This window comes from Streptomyces sp. RerS4 (assembly GCF_023515955.1).
GTDB lineage: Bacteria > Actinomycetota > Actinomycetes > Streptomycetales > Streptomycetaceae > Streptomyces.
In genome coordinates, this window is sequence record NZ_CP097322.1 from 5,869,151 (window position 1) to 5,890,613 (window position 21,463).

Annotated in this window: 22 protein-coding genes; 18 read left to right on the top strand and 4 right to left on the bottom strand. The window is 72.1% G+C overall.

Annotated elements, in window-relative coordinates; translation table 11 throughout:
* Positions 1-115 precede the first annotated feature (115 nt).
* Complete coding sequence (locus M4D82_RS26990; protein WP_249768541.1) at positions 116-1,204, top strand: ABC transporter permease; 1,089 nt, start codon at positions 116-118, stop codon at positions 1,202-1,204.
* Positions 1,201-1,881, top strand: coding sequence for an ABC transporter ATP-binding protein (locus tag M4D82_RS26995; RefSeq protein ID WP_249768542.1), 681 nt, complete (start codon positions 1,201-1,203; stop codon positions 1,879-1,881). The genes M4D82_RS26990 and M4D82_RS26995 overlap by 4 nt, the downstream gene beginning before the upstream one ends.
* Here the strand turns inward: M4D82_RS26995 and M4D82_RS27000 are convergent.
* Together M4D82_RS27000 and M4D82_RS27005 are read right to left on the bottom strand one after the other, a co-directional pair.
* Positions 1,867-3,444, bottom strand: coding sequence for a hypothetical protein (locus tag M4D82_RS27000; protein WP_249768543.1), 1,578 nt, complete (start codon positions 3,442-3,444; stop codon positions 1,867-1,869). The genes M4D82_RS26995 and M4D82_RS27000 overlap by 15 nt on opposite strands.
* A 185-nt stretch (positions 3,445-3,629) precedes the next feature.
* Positions 3,630-4,433 carry an IclR family transcriptional regulator gene (locus tag M4D82_RS27005; RefSeq protein WP_249768544.1) on the bottom strand — a complete coding sequence of 268 codons (804 nt, stop codon included), beginning with the start codon at positions 4,431-4,433 and terminating at the stop codon, positions 3,630-3,632.
* A 313-nt stretch (positions 4,434-4,746) separates the two neighbouring features.
* Between M4D82_RS27005 and allB the strand changes: the two genes are divergently transcribed.
* Both allB and alc read left to right on the top strand, forming a co-directional pair.
* A complete protein-coding gene (gene allB / locus M4D82_RS27010) occupies positions 4,747-6,105 on the top strand; it encodes an allantoinase AllB (protein WP_502989009.1) in 1,359 nt (452 codons plus the stop codon).
* 2 nt (positions 6,106-6,107) lie between these two features.
* Positions 6,108-7,235 (top strand): allantoicase, encoded by a 1,128-nt coding sequence (gene alc, locus M4D82_RS27015; protein ID WP_249768546.1) that lies wholly within the window; start codon positions 6,108-6,110, stop codon positions 7,233-7,235.
* A gap of 293 nt (positions 7,236-7,528) precedes the next feature.
* On the opposite strand, the gene M4D82_RS27020 is transcribed toward alc, so the two are convergent.
* Positions 7,529-8,263, bottom strand: a complete 735-nt coding sequence (locus tag M4D82_RS27020; RefSeq protein ID WP_249768547.1) for a 3-oxoacyl-ACP reductase family protein — start codon at positions 8,261-8,263, stop codon at positions 7,529-7,531.
* Between the two features lie 191 nt (positions 8,264-8,454).
* On the opposite strand from M4D82_RS27020, the gene M4D82_RS27025 reads away from it, so the two are divergent.
* Both M4D82_RS27025 and M4D82_RS27030 read left to right on the top strand, forming a co-directional pair.
* Positions 8,455-9,072, top strand: coding sequence for a dihydrofolate reductase family protein (locus tag M4D82_RS27025; protein ID WP_249768548.1), 618 nt, complete (start codon positions 8,455-8,457; stop codon positions 9,070-9,072).
* 123 nt (positions 9,073-9,195) lie between these two features.
* Positions 9,196-10,110 carry a DMT family transporter gene (locus M4D82_RS27030; protein ID WP_249768549.1) on the top strand — a complete coding sequence of 305 codons (915 nt, stop codon included), beginning with the start codon at positions 9,196-9,198 and terminating at the stop codon, positions 10,108-10,110.
* 121 nt (positions 10,111-10,231) lie between these two features.
* Here the strand turns inward: M4D82_RS27030 and M4D82_RS27035 are convergent, their stop codons facing one another.
* A complete protein-coding gene (locus M4D82_RS27035) occupies positions 10,232-11,236 on the bottom strand; it encodes a Gfo/Idh/MocA family protein (RefSeq protein WP_249768550.1) in 1,005 nt (334 codons plus the stop codon).
* Between the two features lie 153 nt (positions 11,237-11,389).
* On the opposite strand from M4D82_RS27035, the gene M4D82_RS27040 reads away from it, so the two are divergent.
* From M4D82_RS27040 to M4D82_RS27095, 12 genes are all read left to right on the top strand, one after another.
* Positions 11,390-12,400: a sugar ABC transporter substrate-binding protein gene (locus M4D82_RS27040; protein WP_502989010.1), complete on the top strand. Its 1,011-nt coding sequence runs from the start codon at positions 11,390-11,392 to the stop codon at positions 12,398-12,400.
* Positions 12,397-13,449: an ABC transporter permease gene (locus M4D82_RS27045; RefSeq protein WP_249768552.1), complete on the top strand. Its 1,053-nt coding sequence runs from the start codon at positions 12,397-12,399 to the stop codon at positions 13,447-13,449. The genes M4D82_RS27040 and M4D82_RS27045 overlap by 4 nt, the downstream gene beginning before the upstream one ends.
* Positions 13,446-14,315, top strand: a complete 870-nt coding sequence (locus M4D82_RS27050; protein WP_249768553.1) for an ATP-binding cassette domain-containing protein — start codon at positions 13,446-13,448, stop codon at positions 14,313-14,315. The genes M4D82_RS27045 and M4D82_RS27050 overlap by 4 nt, the downstream gene beginning before the upstream one ends.
* Entirely contained in the window at positions 14,312-15,484 is a 1,173-nt protein-coding gene (locus tag M4D82_RS27055) for an ROK family glucokinase (protein ID WP_249768554.1), read from the top strand. Before M4D82_RS27050 ends, M4D82_RS27055 begins: the two co-directional genes overlap by 4 nt.
* Positions 15,481-16,068, top strand: coding sequence for a hypothetical protein (locus M4D82_RS27060; protein ID WP_249768555.1), 588 nt, complete (start codon positions 15,481-15,483; stop codon positions 16,066-16,068). The genes M4D82_RS27055 and M4D82_RS27060 overlap by 4 nt, the downstream gene beginning before the upstream one ends.
* Positions 16,069-16,139: 71 nt before the next feature.
* A complete protein-coding gene (locus tag M4D82_RS27065) occupies positions 16,140-16,772 on the top strand; it encodes an MBL fold metallo-hydrolase (RefSeq protein WP_249768556.1) in 633 nt (210 codons plus the stop codon).
* 30 nt (positions 16,773-16,802) lie between these two features.
* A complete protein-coding gene (locus tag M4D82_RS27070; protein ID WP_249768557.1) occupies positions 16,803-17,588 on the top strand; it encodes an exodeoxyribonuclease III in 786 nt (261 codons plus the stop codon).
* Positions 17,589-17,657: 69 nt separating this feature from the next.
* Positions 17,658-18,098: a DUF6278 family protein gene (locus tag M4D82_RS27075; RefSeq protein ID WP_249768558.1), complete on the top strand. Its 441-nt coding sequence runs from the start codon at positions 17,658-17,660 to the stop codon at positions 18,096-18,098.
* 157 nt (positions 18,099-18,255) lie between these two features.
* The gene (locus M4D82_RS27080; RefSeq protein WP_249768559.1) at positions 18,256-18,999 is read left to right on the top strand and encodes an amino acid ABC transporter ATP-binding protein; all 744 of its coding nucleotides are present in this window, start codon (positions 18,256-18,258) and stop codon (positions 18,997-18,999) included.
* A gap of 10 nt (positions 19,000-19,009) precedes the next feature.
* Positions 19,010-19,924: a glutamate ABC transporter substrate-binding protein gene (locus M4D82_RS27085; protein WP_249768560.1), complete on the top strand. Its 915-nt coding sequence runs from the start codon at positions 19,010-19,012 to the stop codon at positions 19,922-19,924.
* A gap of 16 nt (positions 19,925-19,940) precedes the next feature.
* Positions 19,941-20,585 (top strand): amino acid ABC transporter permease, encoded by a 645-nt coding sequence (locus tag M4D82_RS27090; RefSeq protein WP_249768561.1) that lies wholly within the window; start codon positions 19,941-19,943, stop codon positions 20,583-20,585.
* Positions 20,582-21,460, top strand: coding sequence for an amino acid ABC transporter permease (locus tag M4D82_RS27095; RefSeq protein ID WP_249768562.1), 879 nt, complete (start codon positions 20,582-20,584; stop codon positions 21,458-21,460). Before M4D82_RS27090 ends, M4D82_RS27095 begins: the two co-directional genes overlap by 4 nt.
* The last annotated feature ends 3 nt before the right edge of the window (positions 21,461-21,463 follow it).

Here is a 21,463-nt window from a genome sequence, read left to right on the forward strand (position 1 = left end):
GGCGGTGCGGAGCTCCGGTCAACCAAAAGTTCGATGTCCGCGTGACACCTTCGATAGGAGGATCCCTACTGTGGCGCGATGCCCTGTGCCCACGCGGAAGACCAAGGTGGGGGTCATGTTCGTCGCATGGAGAGATCTACGGTTCGCCAAGGGCCGCTTCGCCCTCATGGGCTCGGTCGTCCTGTTGATCACACTGTTGGTCGGCCTGCTGTCCGGGCTCACCTCCGGACTGGCCCGGGAGAACATCTCGGCCATCACCGGACTGCCCGCCTCGCGGCTGGCCTTCGCCGCGCCCGCCGGGGACCAGAAGGTCTCCTTCACCAACTCCCAGCTGCCCGAGAGTGCCTGGCGGTCCTGGCGCGACCGGCCGGGGGTGACGTCCGCCCAGCCGCTCGGCATCCGCACCACCAACGCCGTCTCGGGTGAGCGCACCGCCGCCGTCTCCGTCTTCGGCGTCGAGGCGACCGGCCCGCTGCCGCCCGCCGGCGCGGGGCTCGCGCAGGGCTCCGTCGTCCTGGCCGAGAAGGCGGCCAGGGAACTCGGCGGTCTGCGCCCCGGCGGCAAGGTGAAGATCGGGCAGCTGGAGCTGACCGTGGCCGCGGTGTCCGGCACCGCCGCCTACAGCCACACCCCGGTCGTCTGGATGGACCTGAACGACTGGCAGCGCATCGGCAACCCGGGGACCTCCCTGGAGACCCTCGCCACCGTGATCGCCCTGGACACCTCCGGGTCCGTGGACCTCGCCGCCGCCGACCGGGCCGCCGGCACGACGTCGCGGACCGTCGACGAGGCACTCGGCGCCATAGGCTCCTACCAGGCCGAGAACGGCTCGCTCCAGCTGATGCGCGGCTTCCTCTTCGCGATCTCCGCGCTGGTCATAGGGGCCTTCTTCACCGTCTGGACGATCCAGCGCAGCGGCGACGTCGCCGTCCTGAAGGCGCTGGGCGCCTCCACCCCGTACCTGCTGCGCGACGCGCTCGGCCAGGCCGTGGTGATGCTGGCCATCGGCACCGGGCTCGGCACGGCCCTCGCGGTCGCCATCGGCGCGCTGATCAGCGGCGGCGACGTGCCCTTCGTCCTCGACGCCGCCACCGTGCTCGTCCCCGCCGCGATCATGATCGCGCTCGGCGCGCTGGGCGCGGCCCTGTCCATCCGGCGGATCACCGCCGTCGACCCGCTGACCGCCCTCGGGAGCGCCCGATGACCCTCCTCGTCCACGACGTCACACTCACCTACCCCGACGGGGACGGCCGCCTCACGGCGCTGGACGCGGTGAGCCTGGAGGTCCCGGCCGGCACCCTGACCGCCGTCATCGGCCCCTCGGGCTCCGGCAAGTCCAGCCTGCTGGCGGTGGCCGCGACCCTGGTCACCCCGGACTCCGGCCGGGTGGTCGTCGCCGGGCAGGACGTCACGGCGCTGGGCGCGGCCGAGAAGTCGGCCCTGCGCCGCGAGAGCATCGGCATCGTCTTCCAGCAGCCGAACCTGCTGGCCTCGCTGACCGCCGCCGAGCAGCTCCAGGTGATGGCGCACATCTCGGGTCGGCCGTCCAAGCGGCTGCGCGGGCGGGCGCTGGAGCTGCTGGACGCGGTGGGGCTGGCCGACAAGGCCGACCGGCGGCCGCACCAGCTCTCGGGCGGGCAGCGCCAGCGGATCAACATCGCCCGCGCGCTGATGAACGAGCCGGCGGTGCTGCTGGTCGACGAGCCCACCAGCGCCCTCGACCACGAGCGGGGCGCGGCCGTCCTCGACCTGTTGGTGACCCTCACCCGGGAGCGCTCCACCGCCACGGTGCTGGTCACGCACGACCACGCGCACCTGGAACGCATGGACCGTACGGCGACCATGGCCGACGGCCGGCTCACCGTCTCAGTCCCCGCGTAGCCGGCGCGCGTCGGCGTCGGTGGCGGTGTGGCCGTCGGTGGCGGTGTGGCCGTCCGCCGGGGCGGGGCGCGCCGAAGAGGACAGGTAGGCGAGGTGGCCGGGCCCGCCCGGGAAGTCCGGCAGGGGGAGCGGCCGCCAGCCCCGGGCCCACGCGGGCGGCGGCGCCCCGTTCGCCACCAGCACCGCCGTGGGCCGGGTGCGGGCCAGGGCGGCGAGCCCGTCGGCGCTGATGCTGCCGTCGTGGCCCCCGTAAACCTGGCGTGAGGCGCACCCGGCGAGGAAGGCCACCCGGACGGCCTCCTCGCCGCTGACCACGCAGGGCGGCCGTACCCCCTGGCGGTGCAGCTCGGCGGCCACGGTCGCGAAGGCCGCCCGGTTGGCCCTGCCCCGCGCCCCGAGTTGGGCGGTGACGGCGAGGTGCAGCGCGAGGTGCGCTGCCAGCGCCACGCACAGCAGTGCCAGGGCGACCGGCCGGGTCCGGGCCCAGGCGAGCAGCCGGGCCAGGACCAGGGCGACGGGGAGGGACAGCAGGGCGTACGCGGGCAGCAGGAAGCGGGGAGCCGCGTACCCGACCAGCAGCAGGTACGGCGCCGCCAGGGACAGCGCCGTCGCCGTGGGCAGCAGGAACGGGCGCAGCCGCCCGGACCGGTACGCGATGACGAGCCCGGCCGCGGTGAGCAGGGGCAGTAGAAACCACCACAGGGCGGTGACGGGCTGGGACCAGGGCACGTCGCACGGGCGGCAGAGCGTACGGCCGCTCAGGGCGCGGGCGTGGTCGCCGAACGCCGGGTGCCAGCCGAGGCCGCCCTGGATCTCCCCGGCGCGGTGCAGTCGGGTGAGGAGGCCGCCGTAGCGGAGCTCGGCCTCGGCGACCCACTCGGCCGCGCCGAGCAGGGCCCCGGAGGCGAGCGCGGCGAGCAGCGCGGTCCGCCGCCCGGCGCGGGCGGCGGGCACGGCGCACGCCAGGGGCAGGACGAGCCAGACCGCGTCGGAGGGGCGCATGAGCGCGGCGAGGGCGATCCCGGCGGCGAGCCCGGCGAGCGCGGGGCGGTCGCCGGGGTCGCGGGCGGCCCGCAGGAAGCAGCCGACGGCGAGGAGCGCCCCGAAGGCCACCCAGAGGTTGGGCATGGCCTGCGGACCGTAGAACAGGGTCGGCCACAGGCCGGCGAAGAGGGCCCCCGCCAGGGCGAGCACGGGCGCGGGGAGCACGCGCCGCCATGCCCAGAGGGAGAGCAGCAGCGCAGTCGCCGAGAGCAGGGCCAGGTAGATCCGCAGGGCCAGGACGGACGGGGTGAGTGCGGTGACGGGGGCGACGAGGAACGTGATGCCGCGGGCGCGCGGGGCGCTGAGGAAGGCGGCGGGCGCGTCGCGGGAGACCTGGCTGACGTACACGGTCTCGTCCCAGCCGAGCCCGACGCCGGGCACGGCCAGGAGCAGCTGGGCGAGGCAGTACGCGGCGGCGACGGGGGCCAACCAGAGGAGAGCGCGCCGTCGGCCCCTGCCTGCGGCGGACCCGTGCCGGGCCTCGGGCGGACGCGGCGCTGTGACGGGGCTCGTGGCCATGGGGCGGACCTCGCGGCGGTGCGGCGGGACGGTTCCCGACCACGCTGCCCCGCCCACGCGCACCCCGCCATCGCGGACGCCCGACCGGCCCACTGCTACAGGCCGACTGCCGCCGGCCCACCGGCGCCGGCCCACCGCCTCCCCGCCAGGCCGGCGGCCTTCGGCCCGCCGCCGGACGGGTAACGCTAGGCCGGCGTCTGGTTGGACAGGGCCACCGACAGCTCGGCGGCCACGCCCTGAAGGATCGGCACGAAGGACTCGGCGACGGCCTCGGTCACCCGGCCCGCCGGGCCTGAGATGGAGATCGCGGCGGCGGTCGGCGAGTTCGGCACCGACACGGCGAGGCAGCGGACTCCTATTTCCTGCTCGTTGTCGTCGACCGCGTAGCCCACCTTGCGGACCTGCTCCAGCGCGTCGAGGAAGCCCTCGGGCGTGGTGATGGTCTTCTCGGTCGCGGCCGGCATGCCGGTGCGCGCCAGGAGCGCCCGTACCTCGTCGGCGGGGGTGTGGGCGAGCAGCGCCTTGCCCACACCGGTGGAGTGCGGCAGCACGCGGCGGCCGACCTCGGTGAACATGCGCATGGAGTGCTTGGACGGCACCTGGGCGACGTAGACGATCTCGTCGCCGTCGAGCAGCGCCATGTTCGCCGTCTCGCCGGTCTCCTCGACCAGGCGGGCGAGGTAGGGGCGGGCCCAGGTGCCCAGCAGGCGCGACGCCGACTCGCCGAGGCGGATCAGCCGGGGGCCGAGGGAGTACCGTCGGTTGGGCTGCTGCCGGACGTAGCCGCACGCGACGAGCGTGCGCATCAGCCGGTGGATGGTGGGCAGCGGGAGGCCACTGGCGGCGGAGAGCTCGCTGAGGCCGACTTCGCCCCCGGCGTCGGCCATGCGTTCGAGCAGATCGAAGGCGCGCTCCAGGGACTGGACGCCACCGCCCGCGGCGGTGGGCTTGGCGGAAGCGTCGGTGGTGCTGGCGCTGGACGTCGGCACGGCGCGGTCCTTTCGGTGCTGGCAGGCAAGGGAGCAGCCTACCCGTCGGTCGGCGACGGCCCTAGATGCGGGGCCTCGCCTTCCTCGCCGGTCAGGGGTGGTTTGTCCCGGTGGTGGACATCCTCCGGAAGGTAGCCCCCCGGTGGCGGGTGGCGGTAGCTACATTCTGGATAGTGAAATCTTAATTCCATCCTGTGGAAACATCCAATTGCGGTACGAGCCGGTCAGTGGTCCGTCCGGACGCTCTTGACTGGCCCCGGATCGGGGTGAAGACTCCGTCAACAGAACGTTGAATTTCGCTCTGTGGAAGTAGATGGGGAGGTTCCCGGTGGCCGATGTGGCTGTGGAACTGGTACTGCGCTCGACGCGCGTCATCACCCCCGAGGGGACGCGGGCCGCCTCGGTCGCCGTCGCCGGCGGGAAGATCACGGCCGTACTCGCGCACGACGCCGACGTACCGGCCGGAGCCCGACTGGAGGACTTCGGCGACGACGTCCTGCTCCCCGGCCTCGTGGACACCCACGTCCACGTCAACGACCCGGGCCGCACGGAGTGGGAGGGCTTCTGGACGGCCACCCGCGCCGCCGCCGCCGGCGGCATCACCACCCTCCTCGACATGCCGCTCAACTCCCTGCCGCCGACCACCACGGTCGACAACCTCCGCGTCAAGCAGGAGGTCGCCCGCAGCAAGGCGCACGTGGACGTCGGCTTCTGGGGCGGCGCGCTCCCGAACAACGTGAAGGACCTGCGCCCGCTGCACGACGCCGGTGTCTACGGCTTCAAGTGCTTCCTGTCGCCCTCGGGCGTCGAGGAGTTCCCCGAGCTCGACCAGGAGCAGCTGGCCGCCTCGCTCGCCGAGATCACCGGCTTCGGCGGCCTGATGATCGTCCACGCCGAGGACCCGCACCACCTCGACGCCGCCCCCGTCGTCCCCGGCCCCAAGTACGCCGACTTCCTCGCCTCCCGCCCGCGCGACGCCGAGAACACCGCGATCGGCAACCTGATCGCCCAGGCGAAGCGACTGAACGCGCGCGTCCACGTCCTGCACCTGTCCTCCTCCGACGCGCTGCCGCTGATCGCCGCCGCCAAGGCCGAGGGCGTACGGATCACCGTCGAGTCCTGCCCGCACTACCTCACCCTGACCGCCGAGGAAGTGCCCGACGGCGCCAGCGAGTTCAAGTGCTGCCCGCCCATCCGCGAGGCCGCCAACCAGGACCTGCTGTGGGACGCGCTGGTCGACGGCACCATCGACTGCATCGTCTCGGACCACTCGCCGTCCACCGCGGACCTGAAGACGAGCGACTTCTCCACCGCCTGGGGCGGCATCTCCTCCCTCCAGCTGGGCCTGCCCGCCATCTGGACCGAGGCGCGCAAGCGCGGCCGTTCCCTGGAGGACGTCGTCCGCTGGATGTCCGCCGCCCCCGCCGCCCTCGCCGGGCTGGACCGCAAGGGCGCCATCGAGGTCGGCCGCGACGCCGACTTCGCCGTCCTGGCCCCCGAAGAGACCTTCACCGTGGACCCGGCCGAACTGCACCACCGCAACCAGGTCACGGCGTACGCGGGCAAGACCCTGCACGGCGTCGTGAAGTCCACCTGGCTGCGGGGCCGGCAGATCGCCGACCACGGCACCCCGACCGAGCCCACGGGCCTCCTCCTTGAAAGGCAGAACTGACAGTGGCACAGCGTTCGACTGGACTGGCATCCTTCACCGGTAACGCGAACCCGTACGGAGGCGGCGACCCGTACGCGGACTACCGCACCGCGGAGTTCCCCTTCACCCAGTACGCGAACCTGGCCGCGCGCGAGCTGGGCGCCGGTGTCATCGCCGCCAACGACGAGTTCTTCGCCGAGCGCGAGAACCTCCTCATCGCCGAGGCCCCGCACTTCGACCCCGAGCACTTCGGCCACAAGGGCAAGGTCATGGACGGCTGGGAGACCCGCCGCCGCCGCGGCGTGTCCGCCGAGCAGCCCTGGCCCACCGCCGAGGACCACGACTACGCCCTGATCCGCCTCGGCGCCCCCGGCGTCATCCGCGGCATCGTCGTCGACACCGCCCACTTCCGCGGCAACATGCCGCAGGCCGTGTCCGTCCAGGCCGCCTCGGTACCGGGCTCCCCGACCGCCGAGGAGCTGCTGTCCGAGGACGTCAAGTGGACGACCCTCGTCGAGCGCACCCCGGTCGGCGGCCACGCGGCCAACGGCTTCGCGGTCGACGTCGAGCAGCGCTTCACCCACGTACGGCTGAACCAGCACCCCGACGGCGGCGTCGCCCGCCTGCGCGTCCACGGCGAGGTGCGCCCCGACCCGAAGTGGCTCGCCGCGCTCGGCACCTTCGACGTGGTCGCCCTGGAGAACGGCGGCTCCGTCGAGGACGCCTCCAACCGCTTCTACTCGCCGCCGACCAACACCATCAACCCGGGCCGCTCCCGCAAGATGGACGACGGCTGGGAGACCGCCCGCCGCCGCGACAACGGCAACGACTGGATCCGCTACCAGCTCGTCGCCGAGTCCGAGATCCGCGCCGTCGAGATCGACACCGCCTACCTCAAGGGCAACTCCGCCGGCTGGGCCTCGCTGTCCATCAAGACCGGCGAGGAGGGCGAGTGGACGGAGTTCCTGCCGCGCACCCGCCTGCAGCCCGACACCAACCACCGGTTCGTCCTCGACGCCCCGGCCGTCGGCACCCACGTGCGCATCGACATCTTCCCGGACGGCGGCTTCTCCCGCCTGCGCCTGTTCGGTTCCCTGACGGAGGCCGGCGCGGCCGCGCACGCCGCCCGTCACCAGGAGCTGGGCGGCTGAGCCCCTTCCTCCCGCCGCCCGCCCCGGGGCCGACACCCCCGGGGCGTGAGCACGACCCCACGGGGCGCACCGCACGAGCGGCGCGCCCCGTGGGCGTATCCGGGCCCGACCCCGATCCGCCGGACACCCTAGGGGGCGTCCGGCGGATCATGGCCGGGCCCGCGGCGTCTGGCACGGCGCCTCGCCGCGTTGCCGAAACGTCCCGATAGCTCCGCTATCGAGACGCTCCGGCGCCTTGCGGTGCACCGCACCAGACGTCGCGGCCTATCCGACCCTGATCCGCCGGACACCCCCTAAGCCGCGTGGCCACCGTCCACCGCGAACTCCGCGCCCGTGACGTAGCCGGCGTCCGCCCCGGCGAGGAAGGACACCAGTGCGGCAACCTCCCGCGGGGTGCCGTAGCGCCCGAGGGCCGTCAGCGCCCGCTGCCCGTCCGCGTACGGGCCGTCGGCCGGGTTCATGTCGGTGTCCACCGGGCCCGGGTGGACCAGGTTCGCGGTGATGCCGCGCTCACCCAGCTCGCGGGCCAACGCCCGGTTCAGGCCGGTCAGCGCCGCCTTGCTCATCGCGTACAGGGTGCCGCCGGGTCCGGGCACCCGCTGGACGATGCAGCTGCCGACGGTGACGATGCGCCCGCCCCGGCCCATGTGCCGGGCCGCCGCCTGCGTGGTGAGGAAGACCCCCCGGACGTTGACGTCCAGTACCCGGTCCACGTCCTCGGGGCTCAGCGTGTCCAGCGGGCCCAGGACGCCGACGCCCGCGTTGTTGACCAGCACGTCGAGCCCGCCCAGTACCCGGACGGTCTCCTCGACGCCCGCGACGGCCCGCGCGGGGTCGCCCGCGTCGGCGCGTACCGCCAGGCCCCTGCGGCCGAGGGCCTCGATCTTCCCGACGACCTCGGCCGCCTCCCGCTCGCCGTTCACGTAGGTCACGGCGACGTCGACGCCGTCCTCGGCGAGCCGCAGGGCGGTGGCCGCTCCGATGCCACGGCTGCCCCCGGTCACCAGAGCCACTGGGCGGTTGTTCATGGTTCCTCCTCGAATCGACCGACAAGTCGTTGCGGGTTCAAGGAAACTCGGATGCGCCGGCCGTCGCCGGCAGGAATCGGACGGGGCGTTCACGCGCGCCGCACCGATGAGTCCGGTGCGGGCCGGGAGTCTGAATCGGTGTACGGGCAAACGGAACGACAACGATCCGACGACTCAAGGAGCGCAGCGCCATGGGCAAGCTGACCCTCACCACCTTCGTGACCCTCGACGGCGTGATGCAGGCACCCGGCGGGCCGCAGGAGGACACCAGAGGCGGATTCGAGTACGGCGGCTGGCTGACCCCCTTCGCCGACGAGGGCATGGGCGCGTTCATGAACGAGGTCTTCGAACGCGCCGGCGCCTTCCTGCTGGGCCGCCGGACGTACGAGATCTTCGCCGGGTACTGGCCCCTCCACGACGACCCCGCCGACCCGATCGCCGGCGGCCTCAACCGGCTGCCCAAGTACGTCGCCTCGACCACCCTGAAGGACCCTGCGTGGGCGCACACCACCGTCGTCGACGGGGAAAACCTCCAGGCGGAGGTGGTCCGGGCCAAGGACGCGATCGACGGCGAGCTCCAGGTGCACGGCAGCGCGCGGCTCGCGCAGTGGCTGCTCGCGCGGGACCTGGTCGAGGAACTGAACCTGCTGACCTTCCCCGTCTTCCTCGGCGCGGGCCGCCGGCTGTTCCCCGTCGGAGGCCTGCCCACGGCCTACGAGCTGACGGACTCCCGCACCACCGATCGCGGCGCGGCCATCCACACGTACCGGCCGACGGGCCGTGCCACGTTCGGCACGATCGGCGAATAGACGCGCGGGGCGAGGGGCGGCGCCGGAAATCCGTCGACGGGGAAGATCGACTCGGCTACGGTGAGCCCGCACCCGTGCGAGCCGAGGACGTCTCCACCCCTTCCCGTCGTCGGAGCCGCCCCGGTGTCCACCCTCGCCGCCCCCGCCCCCGCGCTCGCCCCCCGCCGGGCCTGGCTCGCGGACCTGCCGCTGTTGCTCGTCGCCGTCGTCTGGGGGGCCAGCTTCCTCGCGGCCAAGGGCATCACCACCGCGCACACCGTGATCGCGGTGCTCGTGCTGCGCTTCGCGCTGGTGCTGCCCGTCCTCGTGACGGCGGGGTGGCGCCGGCTGCGCGCGTTGAGCGCCGCCCAGGCGCGCGGCGCCGGCGTGCTGGGACTCGTACTCGGCGGGATCTTCCTGCTGGAGACCTACGGGGTGGTGCACACCTCCGCCACCAACGCCGGGCTGATCATCAGCCTGACCATGATCTTCACCCCGCTCGCCGAGTCCGCCGTACGGCGGACCGCGCCCCGGCCCGCCTTCCTCGGCGCCGCCGCCCTCTCCGTCGCCGGCGTCGTCCTGCTCACCCAGGGCGGGGGCTTCAGCGCGCCCGGCCTCGGCGACCTGCTGATCCTCGGCGCCGCCCTGGCCCGGACCCTGCACGTCCTGCTGATGGCACGGATCAAGGCGGTCCAGGACGCCGACTCCCTCTCCCTGACCACCGTCCAGCTCGGCGGCGCGACGCTCGTCTTCGCCGTCCTCGCCGCGCTCCCCGGCACCGGGTTCTCGCCCTGGCGGGCGGCCGCCGCCTTCGGCCCCGCCGAATGGGCCGGGCTGGCGTTCCTCTCCGTCTTCTGCACCCTCTTCGCCTTCTTCGTGCAGATGTGGGCCGTACGCCGCACCTCGCCCTCCCGCGTCAGCCTGCTGCTGGGCACCGAACCGCTGTGGGCGGCCGCCGCCGGCATCGCCATCGGCGGCGAGCGCCTCGGCGCCCTCGGCCTCACCGGGGCCGCGCTCGTCCTGGTCGGCACGACCTGGGGCCGCCGCGCCACGGGCTGAGCGACCCGCCGCACGACCGGCGCCCCGACCGGTGGCCGCGACCGGTCCGATTGGCCGATATTCGGCTGCTGCCCGCGTGAGCGCCGTGCCTACGGTGACCCCCATGGTCCGCACCGCCCCCTCAGAGGTCCGGCAGCTCCGCCGGCCGTACGGGGCGCCGCTCCCGGCGCGACAGCTCGCACGCCTCCGCGACGCGGAACGCGGCCAGCGCCTCCCGCCCGTCGCACGGGTTGGGGCCCTCGCCGCGCACCAGCCGGACGAAGGCCGCCAGCTCGGCCTCGTAGGCCGGACCGAACCGCTCCAGGAAGCCGGACCACGGCTTGCTCGCCGGGGGCGGACCGTGCGGCTCGGTGGAGGCGATCGGCGTACGGTCGTCCAGGCCGGAGGTGATCTGGTCCAGCTCCCCGGCCAGCTCCATCCGTACGTCGTACCCCGCCCCGTTGCAGCGGGTCGCGGTACTGCTGACGAGCGTCCCGTCGTCCAGGGTCAGCAAGGCCGCCGCCGTGTGCACGTCACCGCTGTCGCGGAACGCCGGATACCCGCCGTCGGTGCCGGTCGCGTAGACCTCGCTCACCTCCCGCCCGGTCACCCAGCGCACCATGTCGAAGTCGTGCACGAGGCAGTCGCGGTACAGGCCCCCCGAGGTCGCCAGGTACGCGGCGGGCGGCGGCGCCGGATCGGCGGTCGTGGTCCGTACGGTGTGCAGCCGGCCCAGCGCGCCCGAGCGGACCAGCTCCCGGGCGGTGGTGTACCCGGCGTCGAAGCGGCGCATGAAGCCCAGCTGGAGCGTGCCTCCGACGGAGGCCACCTCACGCAGCACGGCCAGGGTGCGGGCCAGGTCCGGGGCCACGGGCTTCTCGCAGAACACCGGCAACCCGCCGCGCACCGCCCGTACGACCAGGTCCGCGTGGCCCTCGGTGGCGGTGGCGATCACCACGGCGTCCACCCCCCAGGTGAACACCTGGTCGACGGTGGGCGCGGCGGTGGCCCCGAGCCGGTCCGCGAGCCGCGCCGCCCGCGCGGGGTCGGCGTCGGCCAACAGCAGCGAACCGGCGTCCGGGAGGCGGGCCAGTGCCGCGGCGTGGAACGAGCCGATCCGGCCGGTTCCGATGAGCCCGATGCGCATGCACTCAACGTGACCCCGTCCGGGGGACCTGTCAATCCGCGCCCACATGCCCCGATGACCCCTCATGGTCCACTGTGGCGGATACTGGGCGGCTGGAACCGTAATGACCGATTGATGACGCAGTGATGACGCACGAGGGAAGGGCACGGAGACGTGGCTAGGGTTCGGACAGGGGTACGCGTCGTGGGCGCGGTGCTCGCGGCGGTACTGGGAGCCTCCCTCGCGGGTTGCAGCAGCACGGGCGGCAAGCGCGCCGAGGAGCGGGCGAAGGCGGCCCAGGCGGGCCGACCCGCCGTCTCCACGCCGCGCTGGACCTTCGCGATGGTCACCCACGCGGGCGACGGCGACACCTTCTGGGACATCGTGCAGAAGGGCGCCAAGGAGGCCGCGGCGAAGGACAACATCAACTTCGTCTACTCCCACGACGACCAGGCGCAGCAGCAGGCACAGTTCGTGCAGAACGCGATCGACCAGAAGGTCGACGGGCTCATCGTCAGCCTCGCCAAGCCCGACGCCCTCAAGGACGTCATCGGCAAGGCCGTCAAGGCGGGCATCCCCGTGGTGACCGTCAACTCCGGATCCGCCCAGTCGGCCGCGTACGGCGCCCTGACCCACATCGGGCAGGACGAGGAGATCGCGGGCGAGGCCGTCGGCACCGAGCTGACCAAGCGCGGCCGCAAGAAGGCCGTGTGCGTCCTGCACGAGCAGGGCAACGTCGGCCACGAGCAGCGCTGCGCCGGGGCGAAGAAGACGTTCGGCGGCACCCTGGAGAACCTCTACGTCGAGGGCACCAACATGCCCTCCGTCCAGGCGGCCATCCAGGCCAAGCTCCAGGCCGACCCGTCCGTCGACGCGATCGTCACCCTCGGCGCCCCCTTCGCCCCCACCGCGGTCAAGGCGAAGGGCGCGGCGGGCAGCACGGCCGAGGTGGACACCTTCGACCTCAACGAGTCCGTCGCCCGGGACCTGAAGTCCGGCGCGCTGGGCTTCGCCGTGGACCAGCAGCCCTACCTCCAGGGGTACGAGGCCGTGGACCTGCTGTGGCTCCACCGCTACAACGCCGACGTCCTCGGGGGCGGCCGGCCGGTGCTGACCGGCCCGCAGATCGTCACCGCCACCGAGGCGGGCACGCTGGAGGAGTACATCAAGCGGGGCACCCGATGAGCGCTGCCCCCGCCCCCACCGCACCTTCCCCCGCCGCCGACGAACGCCTCGCCCCGGCCTCCCTCGTACGCCGGCTGCTGGGCCGCCCCGAGCTGGGCGCCGTCGTCGGCGCGATCGCCGTCTTCGTCTTCTTCTCCTTCGCCGCCGACAGCTTCCTGCGGGCCTCCAGCCTGAGCACGATCCTGTACTCCGCCTCCACCATCGGGATCATGGCGGTCCCCGTCGCGATGCTGATGATCGGCGGCGAGTTCGACCTGTCCGCCGGTGTCATGGTCACCACGTCGGCGCTGCTCAGCTCGATGTTCAGCTACCAGATGACCGCCAACGTGTGGGTCGGTGTCGGGGTGTCCCTGCTGGTCACCCTGGCCATCGGCTTCTTCAACGGGTTCATGCTGACCCGCACCAAGCTGCCGAGCTTCATCATCACGCTCGGCACCTTCCTGATGCTGACCGGCCTGAACCTCGGCTTCACCAAGCTGATCAGCGGATCCGTCTCCACCAAGACCATCGCCGACATGGAGGGCTTCTCCTCCGCCCGCGCGCTCTTCGCCTCGCAGTGGAACGTCGGCTCGGTCACCCTGAAGGTCACCATCCTGTGGTGGCTGGCGCTCGTGGTCGTCGCCACCTGGATCCTGCTGCGCACGCGCGCCGGCAACTGGATCTTCGCCGTGGGCGGCGGCGCGGACGCGGCCCGCGCGACGGGCGTGCCCGTGATCAAGACCCGGATCGGGCTCTACATGGGCGTCGCGCTGTGCGCCTGGATCTCCGGGCAGCACATCCTCTTCTCCTTCGACGTCGTCCAGTCCGGCGAGGGCGTCGGCAACGAGTTCCTCTACATCATCGCGGCCGTCATCGGCGGCTGTCTGATGACCGGCGGCTACGGCTCCGCCATCGGTTCGGCCGTCGGCGCCTTCATCTTCGGCATGACCAGCAACGGCATCGTGTACGCCCAGTGGAACCCCGACTGGTTCAAGTTCTTCCTCGGCGGCATGTTGCTGCTGGCCACCCTCCTCAACGCGTGGGTGCGCAAGCGGGCGGAGGCGAAGTGAACACGACACTCGTGAAGCTGACCGACGTCAGCAAGCACTACGGCAACATCCGCGCCCTCCAGGGGGTCTCCCTGGAGGTGTCCGCGGGCGAGATCACCTGCGTGCTCGGCGACAACGGCGCCGGGAAGTCCACCCTCATCAAGATCATCGCGGGCCTGCACCGGCACGACGCCGGCACCTTCGAGATCGAGGGGGAGGAGACCGTCCTCGCCAACCCCCGCGCCGCCCTCGACCGCGGCATCGCCACCGTCTACCAGGACCTCGCGGTCGTGCCCCTCATGCCGGTCTGGCGCAACTTCTTCCTCGGCTCCGAGCCCACCAAGGGCCGCGGCCCCTTCCGCCGCCTCGACGTGGAGTTCATGCGCGAGACCACCCGCGCCGAGCTGCTGCGCATGGGCATCGACCTGCGCGACGTCGACCAGCCGATCGGCACCCTGTCCGGCGGGGAGCGGCAGTGCGTGGCCATCGCCCGCGCCGTGTACTTCGGCGCGAAGGTCCTCGTCCTGGACGAGCCCACCGCCGCCCTCGGCGTCAAGCAGTCCGGCGTGGTCCTCAAGTACGTCGCCGCCGCCCGCGACGCCGGTCTGGGGGTCGTCCTGATCACCCACAACCCGCACCACGCGCACCTGGTCGGGGACCGTTTCGTCCTCCTCAAGCGCGGCACCATGGCCGGCAGCCACACCCGGGACTCGATCACCCTGGACGAGCTGACCCGGCAGATGGCGGGCGGCTCGGAGCTGGACGAGCTGAGCCACGAGCTGGAGCGGGTGGCAGAATCAGGACCGCACACCTCCGCCGGCGCCGCCACGGCCCCCGCCGCCGAGACCTCCGACCACGCCTCCGACAGGGACGACACGACTCGATGAGCACGTACCGGGACTTCACGCTCGCCCACCGGGGGGCGGCGCGAGGCACCGTCCTGCGGACCGTCGGGACCCGTGAGCGCCGTTCGCTGCTGACCGCCCCGCGCGTCCCGACCGTCGGCATCGACATCGGCGGCACCAAGGTGATGGCCGGCGTCGTCGACGCCGACGGGGTCATCCTGGAGAAGATCCGCACCGAGACCCCCGACAAGTCCAAGAGCCCCAAGGTCGTCGAGGACACCATCGTCGAGCTGGTCCTGGACCTCTCCGACCGGCACGACGTCCACGCCGTGGGCATCGGCGCCGCCGGCTGGGTCGACGCGGACCGCTCCCGCGTCCTGTTCGCCCCGCACCTCGCCTGGCGCGACGAGCCCCTGCGCGACGCCCTCCAGTCCCGCCTCGCGGTCCCGGTCATGGTCGACAACGATGCCAACACCGCCGCCTGGGCCGAATGGCGCTTCGGCGCCGGCCGTGGCGAGGACCACCTCGTCATGATCACCCTGGGCACCGGCATCGGCGGGGCCATCCTGGAGGGTGGCCAGGTCAAGCGCGGCAAGTTCGGGGTGGCCGGCGAGTTCGGCCACATGCAGGTCGTCCCCGGCGGGCACCGCTGCCCCTGCGGCAACCGCGGCTGTTGGGAGCAGTACAGCTCCGGCAACGCCCTGGTCCGCGAGGCCCGCGAGCTGGCCGCCGCCGACTCCCCGGTCGCGTACAACATCATCGCCCGCGTCGGCGGCAACGTCCACGAGATCACCGGCCCGCTCATCACCGAGCTGGCCCGCGAGGGCGACGCCATGTGCGTCGAGCTCCTCCAGGACATCGGCCAGTGGCTCGGCATCGGCATCGCCAACCTCGCCGCCGCCCTGGACCCGTCCTGCTTCGTCATCGGCGGAGGCGTCAGCGCCGCCGACGACCTGTTGATCGGCCCCGCCCGCGACGCCTTCCGCCGCCACCTCACCGGCCGCGGTTACCGCCCCGAGGCCCGTATCGCCAAGGCCCAGCTCGGCCCCGAGGCCGGCATGGTCGGCGCCGCCGACCTCGCCCGCCTCGTCGCCCGCCGCTTCCGCCGCGCCACCCGCCGCCGCGTCGAGCGCTACGAACGGTACGAGCGCTACGCGCAGCAGCTGGGCCGGCGCGACCCCGCCCGCCCCCAGGACCAGGAACAGCAGTGACCCCGACCTCCCCGCCCCACCAGGCCGCCGCCCCCGAGGTGGACGGTCTCCCGCCCACCGCCGAGGACCGCCGGCACGTCGTACGCCGCCGCTGGATCACGGCGATCATCATCCTGCTGCTCGTCGGCGTACCGGCCGGCTACCTGGCCGTCTCGGCGCAGCAGAGCCGCGCGAGCGGCCGCGACAAGGCCGCCAAGGTGGGCGCCGTCAAGGTGCGCGGCGGCTGGCCCTCCAAGGTGCAGCGCAGCGTCTACGAGGTCCCGATACCGATGATGGCCTCGCTGGTCGGGTACCTGGAGACCAACAACTGGCACACCAGCCGGCTGTACGTGCAGTTCGGCGCGACCCCCCGGGAACTCGACACCTTCCTCGCCGACATCGGCGCCAGCCGCGAGGAGCTGACCCCCGGCGTGTCGATCTCCGAGCACGACGCCAGGGTCGCGGGCTGGAGCTGGAGCCCCAAGCACCAGTGGGTCGGCGTCACCCTGGAGCAGAAGGAGCCCCGCCCCACGCGGGACGTCACCGTCGACCTCACCAACCCGGCGAACCCCCGCGTCTACGTCGTGTCCACCGCCATCCCCTAGGGGGGTCCGGCGGATCAAGGTCGGATAGGCCGGACACCCCTCCCCGCCGTGCCACGCCCTACGCTGGGCCCATGAAGCTCACCAAACGGCTGCACTCCTGCGTCCAGTTGGAGAAGGACGGGCGCACCCTCGTCATCGACCCGGGCGCCTTCAGCGAACCGGACGCGGGCCTCGGCGCCGACGCCCTGCTCGTCACGCACGAGCACCCGGACCACTTCGACGAGGGCCGACTGCGCGCCGCCCTCGACGCGAACCCGGCGGCCGGCCTGTGGACCCTGCGCAGCGTCGCCGAGAAGCTCGCCCCCGCCTACCCGGGCCGGGTGCACACCGTGGGGCACGGCGACGCCTTCACCGCCGCCGGCTTCGAGGTCCACGTGCACGGCGAACTGCACGCCGTGATCCACCCGGACATCCCCCGCGTCACGAACGTCGGCTACCTCGTCGAGGGTTCCCTCTTCCACCCCGGAGACGCCCTGACCGTACCGGGCGTACCGGTGGAGACGCTGATGCTGCCCGTGCACGCCCCGTGGAACAAGATCGCCGAGGTGATCGACTACGTCCGCGAGGTCAAGCCGTCGCGGGCGATCGACATCCACGACGCCTACCTCGCCGACATCGCCCGACCCATCTACGACAAGGCCCTCGACGGCCTCGGCGGCGCCCCGCACAGCCGCCTCGGGGCGGGCGAGAGCGCCGCGATCTGACTGTCGGTGCCGGGCGGTAGGTTGGTGTACATGCGTATCGCCACGTACAACGTCAACTCGATCACCGCCCGGCTGCCGCGCCTGCTCGCCTGGCTGGAGAGCTCCGGTACGGACGTCCTGTGCGTCCAGGAGACGAAGTGCTCGGCCGAGCAGTTCCCGACCGAGCAGCTGCGCGAGCTGGGCTACGAGTCGGCCGTCCACGCCACCGGCCGGTGGAACGGCGTCGCCCTGCTGTCGCGCGTCGGGCTGGAGGACGTGGGTCTCGGCCTGCCCGGCGGCCCGGACTACGAGGGCGTGCAGGAGCCCCGCGCGATCTCCGCCACCTGCGGCGGGGTGCGCGTCTGGTCGGTGTACGTACCCAACGGCCGCGAGGTGGCCCACGACCACTACGGCTACAAGCTCCAGTGGTTCCGCGCCCTGACCACCGCCATCGCCGAGGACGCGGCGGGCCCGCGCCCCTTCGCGGTGCTCGGCGACTTCAACGTGGCCCCGACCGACGAGGACGTCTACGACCCGGCGGTCTTCGCGGGGCTCACCCACGTCACCCCCGACGAGCGGGCGGCCCTGGAGGCCCTGCGCGAGGCCGGACTGTCCGACGTCGTGCCGAGGGCCCTCAAGTACGACCGGCCCTACACCTTCTGGGACTACCGCATGCTCGCCTTCCCGAAGAACAGGGGCATGCGCATCGACCTGGTCTACGGCAACGCCCCCTTCGCCAAGGCGGTCAAGGACGCCTACGTCGACCGCGAGGAGCGCAAGGGCAAGGGCGCCTCCGACCACGCCCCCGTCGTCGTGGACCTCGACCTCGACCTCTGACGGCAGGCGACCCCTGACGGCAGGCGCGCCCTGTGGCCGGCGGGGGATCCTGATGCCAGGCTGGTCGATATGAACATCCCCTTCCTGGCCCACTGGCTGAACCGGCACGAAACGGAACAGGGTGCGGGGCTCGGCGGCGCCCTCGCGGACGATCCCGAGGGGGTCGCCGAGCTGTTCTCGGAGTGCGAGATGCTGCGGTCCCAGGCGAGGGCGGCGGGGCTGGAACTCGACCAAACCCCCGCCTCGTTGGAGGCGCTCGACCAGCTGATGCCCCGCTGGCGGCGTGATCCCGAGGCCGTGCCCTGGCTGGGCAACGACGCCGGTTTCTACCTCGGGACCGTGATCGTGCGCAGCATCCCCGGGGCGGTGTGGCGGATCTGGCCGAACGGTCAGCCGGTGATCAGGCTGCTGTCGGGGCGGGAGCTCAACGTGGTGGAGTCCGGGGTGTCCTGGGCGATGACCGGCTCCCCCGAGCTCAGCCAGGCGTACGCCGAGGCCTCCGAGGGCTGAGCGCCGGTCGCCCGGCCGGGGTCCGGCCGGGGTCCGGCCGACCGAAAAGAAGGTCCATGTGCTTTATGTACCTTTTGGCGTGTCGGAGCGAAGTCCCCTTCGGCCACTGGATAGTTTGCGCTGACCTCGACACACCGACCAGTGGGCAGGGCAGCATATGGCCGTCGATCCTTTGATCGAGCTGCGGGACGTCAACAAGCACTACGGGGCGCTGCACGTCCTCCAGGACATCAACCTCACCGTCGGCCGCGGAGAGGTGGTGGTCGTCATCGGCCCCTCCGGCTCCGGGAAGTCGACCCTGTGCCGGACCATCAACCGGCTGGAGACCATCGAATCCGGGACGATCGTCCTCGACGGCCGCCCCCTGCCCGCCGAGGGCAAGGAACTGGCCCAGCTGCGCGCCGAGGTCGGCATGGTCTTCCAGTCCTTCAACCTCTTCGCGCACAAGACCGTCCTGGCGAACGTCTCCCTCGCCCAGATCAAGGTCAGGAAGCGCAAGAAGGAGGACGCGGACAAGCGCTCCCGGGAACTCCTGGAGCGCGTCGGCCTCGCGAGTCAGGCCGAGAAGTACCCCGCCCAGCTCTCCGGCGGTCAGCAGCAGCGCGTCGCCATCGCCCGCGCACTCGCCATGAACCCCAAGGCGCTGCTCTTCGACGAGCCCACCTCCGCCCTCGACCCCGAGATGATCAACGAGGTGCTGGAGGTCATGCAGCAGCTCGCCGCCGACGGCATGACCATGGTCGTCGTCACCCACGAGATGGGCTTCGCCCGCTCCGCCGCCAACCGCGTCGTCTTCATGGCGGACGGTCGGATCGTCGAGGACCGGACCCCGGAGGACTTCTTCACCGCTCCCGAGAGCGAGCGGGCCCGGGACTTCCTCTCCAAGATCCTCAAGCACTGAGGGGGGCCCGATGAAGCACATTCGCGCCCTGTCGGCCGCCCTGCTCCCGCTGCTGCTGGCCGTCTCCCTGGTGGCCTGCGGCAAGCCCGGCAGCCCGCCCGTCAAGGGGCCGCAGCCCGAGGACCTGCCCGTCTACAAGGTGTCCGCCGACTTCCGGCTGCCGCAGTCGCGTACCTGGGAGAAGGCCAAGAGGCGCGGCCGGCTCGTCGTCGGCGTCAAGGAGGACCAGCCGTACCTGGGGGAGAAGGACCCCGCGTCCGGCCGCTACTCCGGCTTCGACATCGAGATCGCCAAGATGCTCGCCGCCTCGCTCGGCTTCGACCCGAAGACGATCGAGTTCAAGACGATCGCCTCCGCGAACCGCGAGACCGCCCTCCAGAACGGCCAGATCGACTACTACGTGGGCACCTACACGATCAACGACAACCGCAAGAAGCAGGTCGGCTTCGCAGGGCCCTACTTCATGGCCGGTCAATCCCTGCTGGTGCGCCGCGACGAGAAGGACATCGACGGCCCCGACGACCTCGCGGGCAAGAAGGTCTGCTCCGCCGCCGGCTCCACCCCCTACCAGCGGCTCCAGCGCGAATACCCCAAGGCCGTCCTGGTCGCCTACGACACCTACTCCGTGTGCGTGGACAACCTGCTGACCTACCAGGTCGACGCCGTCTCCACCGACGACTCCATCCTCCTCGGCTACGCCGCCAAGGTCCCCGAGGAACTCAAGGTCGTCGGCACCCCCTTCTCCAAGGAGCCCTACGGCATCGGCGTCCCGCGCGCCGACAACGCCCTGCGCCTCGCCCTCGACGACGCCCTGGAGGCACACGAGAAGAACGGCGACTGGAAGAAGGCCTACGAGGCCACCCTCGGCCTGTCCGGCGTGCCGGCCCCCACCCCACCACCCATCGACCGCTACCCGGCGAGCTGAGGGGAGACACACCGCCATGGACGTACTCACCGAGAACTTCTCCCTCTACGGGAAGGGCTTCCTCGGCACCGTCGAACTCACCGTCTACGCCTCCCTGCTGGCCCTCTTCCTCGGCTTCCTGATGGCCGCCTTCCGCGTCGCACCCGTCGGCTCCTTCCGCGTCTTCGGCACGGTCTGGGTGGCCGTGCTGCGCAACACCCCGCTCACCCTGCTCTTCTTCGCCGTCCTGCTGGGCCTGCCGCGCTTCGGCCTCGTACTGCCGTTCAAGGTCTTCGCCGTCCTCGCGCTGGGCTGCTACACCTCGGCGTTCATCTGCGAGGCGCTGCGTTCGGGCATCAACACCGTGCCCAAGGGGCAGGGCGAGGCGGCCCGTAGCCTCGGCATGTCCTTCACACAGACCCTGGGCGACGTGGTGCTGCCGCAGGCCTTCCGCTCCGTCATCCCGCCCGTCGGCTCGACCCTGATCGCCCTGGCGAAGAACTCGGCGATCGCCGGCGCCTTCAGCGTCACCGAGCTGCTCGGCACGTACAAGACCCTCAACGAACTCGGCTACAGCATCATCTGGACCTTCATCTGGATCGCCGTGGGTTACCTCATCATCACCCTGACCATCAGCGCCCTGTTCAACGTGCTGGAGAAGCGCTACGGAGTCGCCCGATGACCACGCACGCGCTCCACGGGGACCTGGAGTCCACCGCCCTCTACGACATCCCCGGCCCGCAGGCCCAGCGCCGCCACTTCCTCTACGGGATCCTCTCCACCGCCCTGATCCTCGGCCTCCTGGCGTGGATCCTCTACCTGCTCTTCGACACCCGGCAGTTCACCGCCGCCAAATGGTCCCCCTTCACCTACGAGGGCATTCAGGAGCTGCTCCTTCAGGGGCTCGGCAACACCCTCAAGGCCTTCGCGTACGCCTCGCTGCTCTCACTGGCGCTGGGCGCGGTGCTCGCGACGGGCCGGCTGTCGGTCCACCGGCCGGTGCGGTGGCTCGCGACCCTGTTCGTGGAGTTCTTCCGCGCCATGCCCGTACTGGTGATGATCTTCTTCATCTTCGTGGCGCTGAAGGTCCAGCCGCTGCCCGCCCTGGTCGCGGGGCTGACCCTGTACAACGGCTCGGTGCTGGCCGAGGTCTTCCGTACGGGGATCAACTCCGTCGACAAGGGGCAGCGCGAGGCGGCGTACGCGCTCGGCATGCGCAAGACGCAGGTGATGACCTTCGTCCTCGCGCCGCAGGGCGTGCGCGCGATGCTGCCCACCATCATCAGTCAGCTGGTGGTCGCGCTGAAGGACACCTCGCTCGGCTTCCTGGTCACCTATGAGGAGTTCCTCCACGCGGGCAAGCTGATCGCCTCGAACCTCGACTACGACCTGCCCTTCATCCCCGTGGTGATGATCATTTCGCCGATCTACATCGGCATGTGCATGTTGCTGTCCTGGTTCGCCACCTGGGTGGCCCGCCGTGAGCGCCGCAGCCTCAAGACGCGGGCGGTCGAGGTCGCGGACGCCGAGCCGCAAACGGTGCTGCCCGGTCGGTGAGGG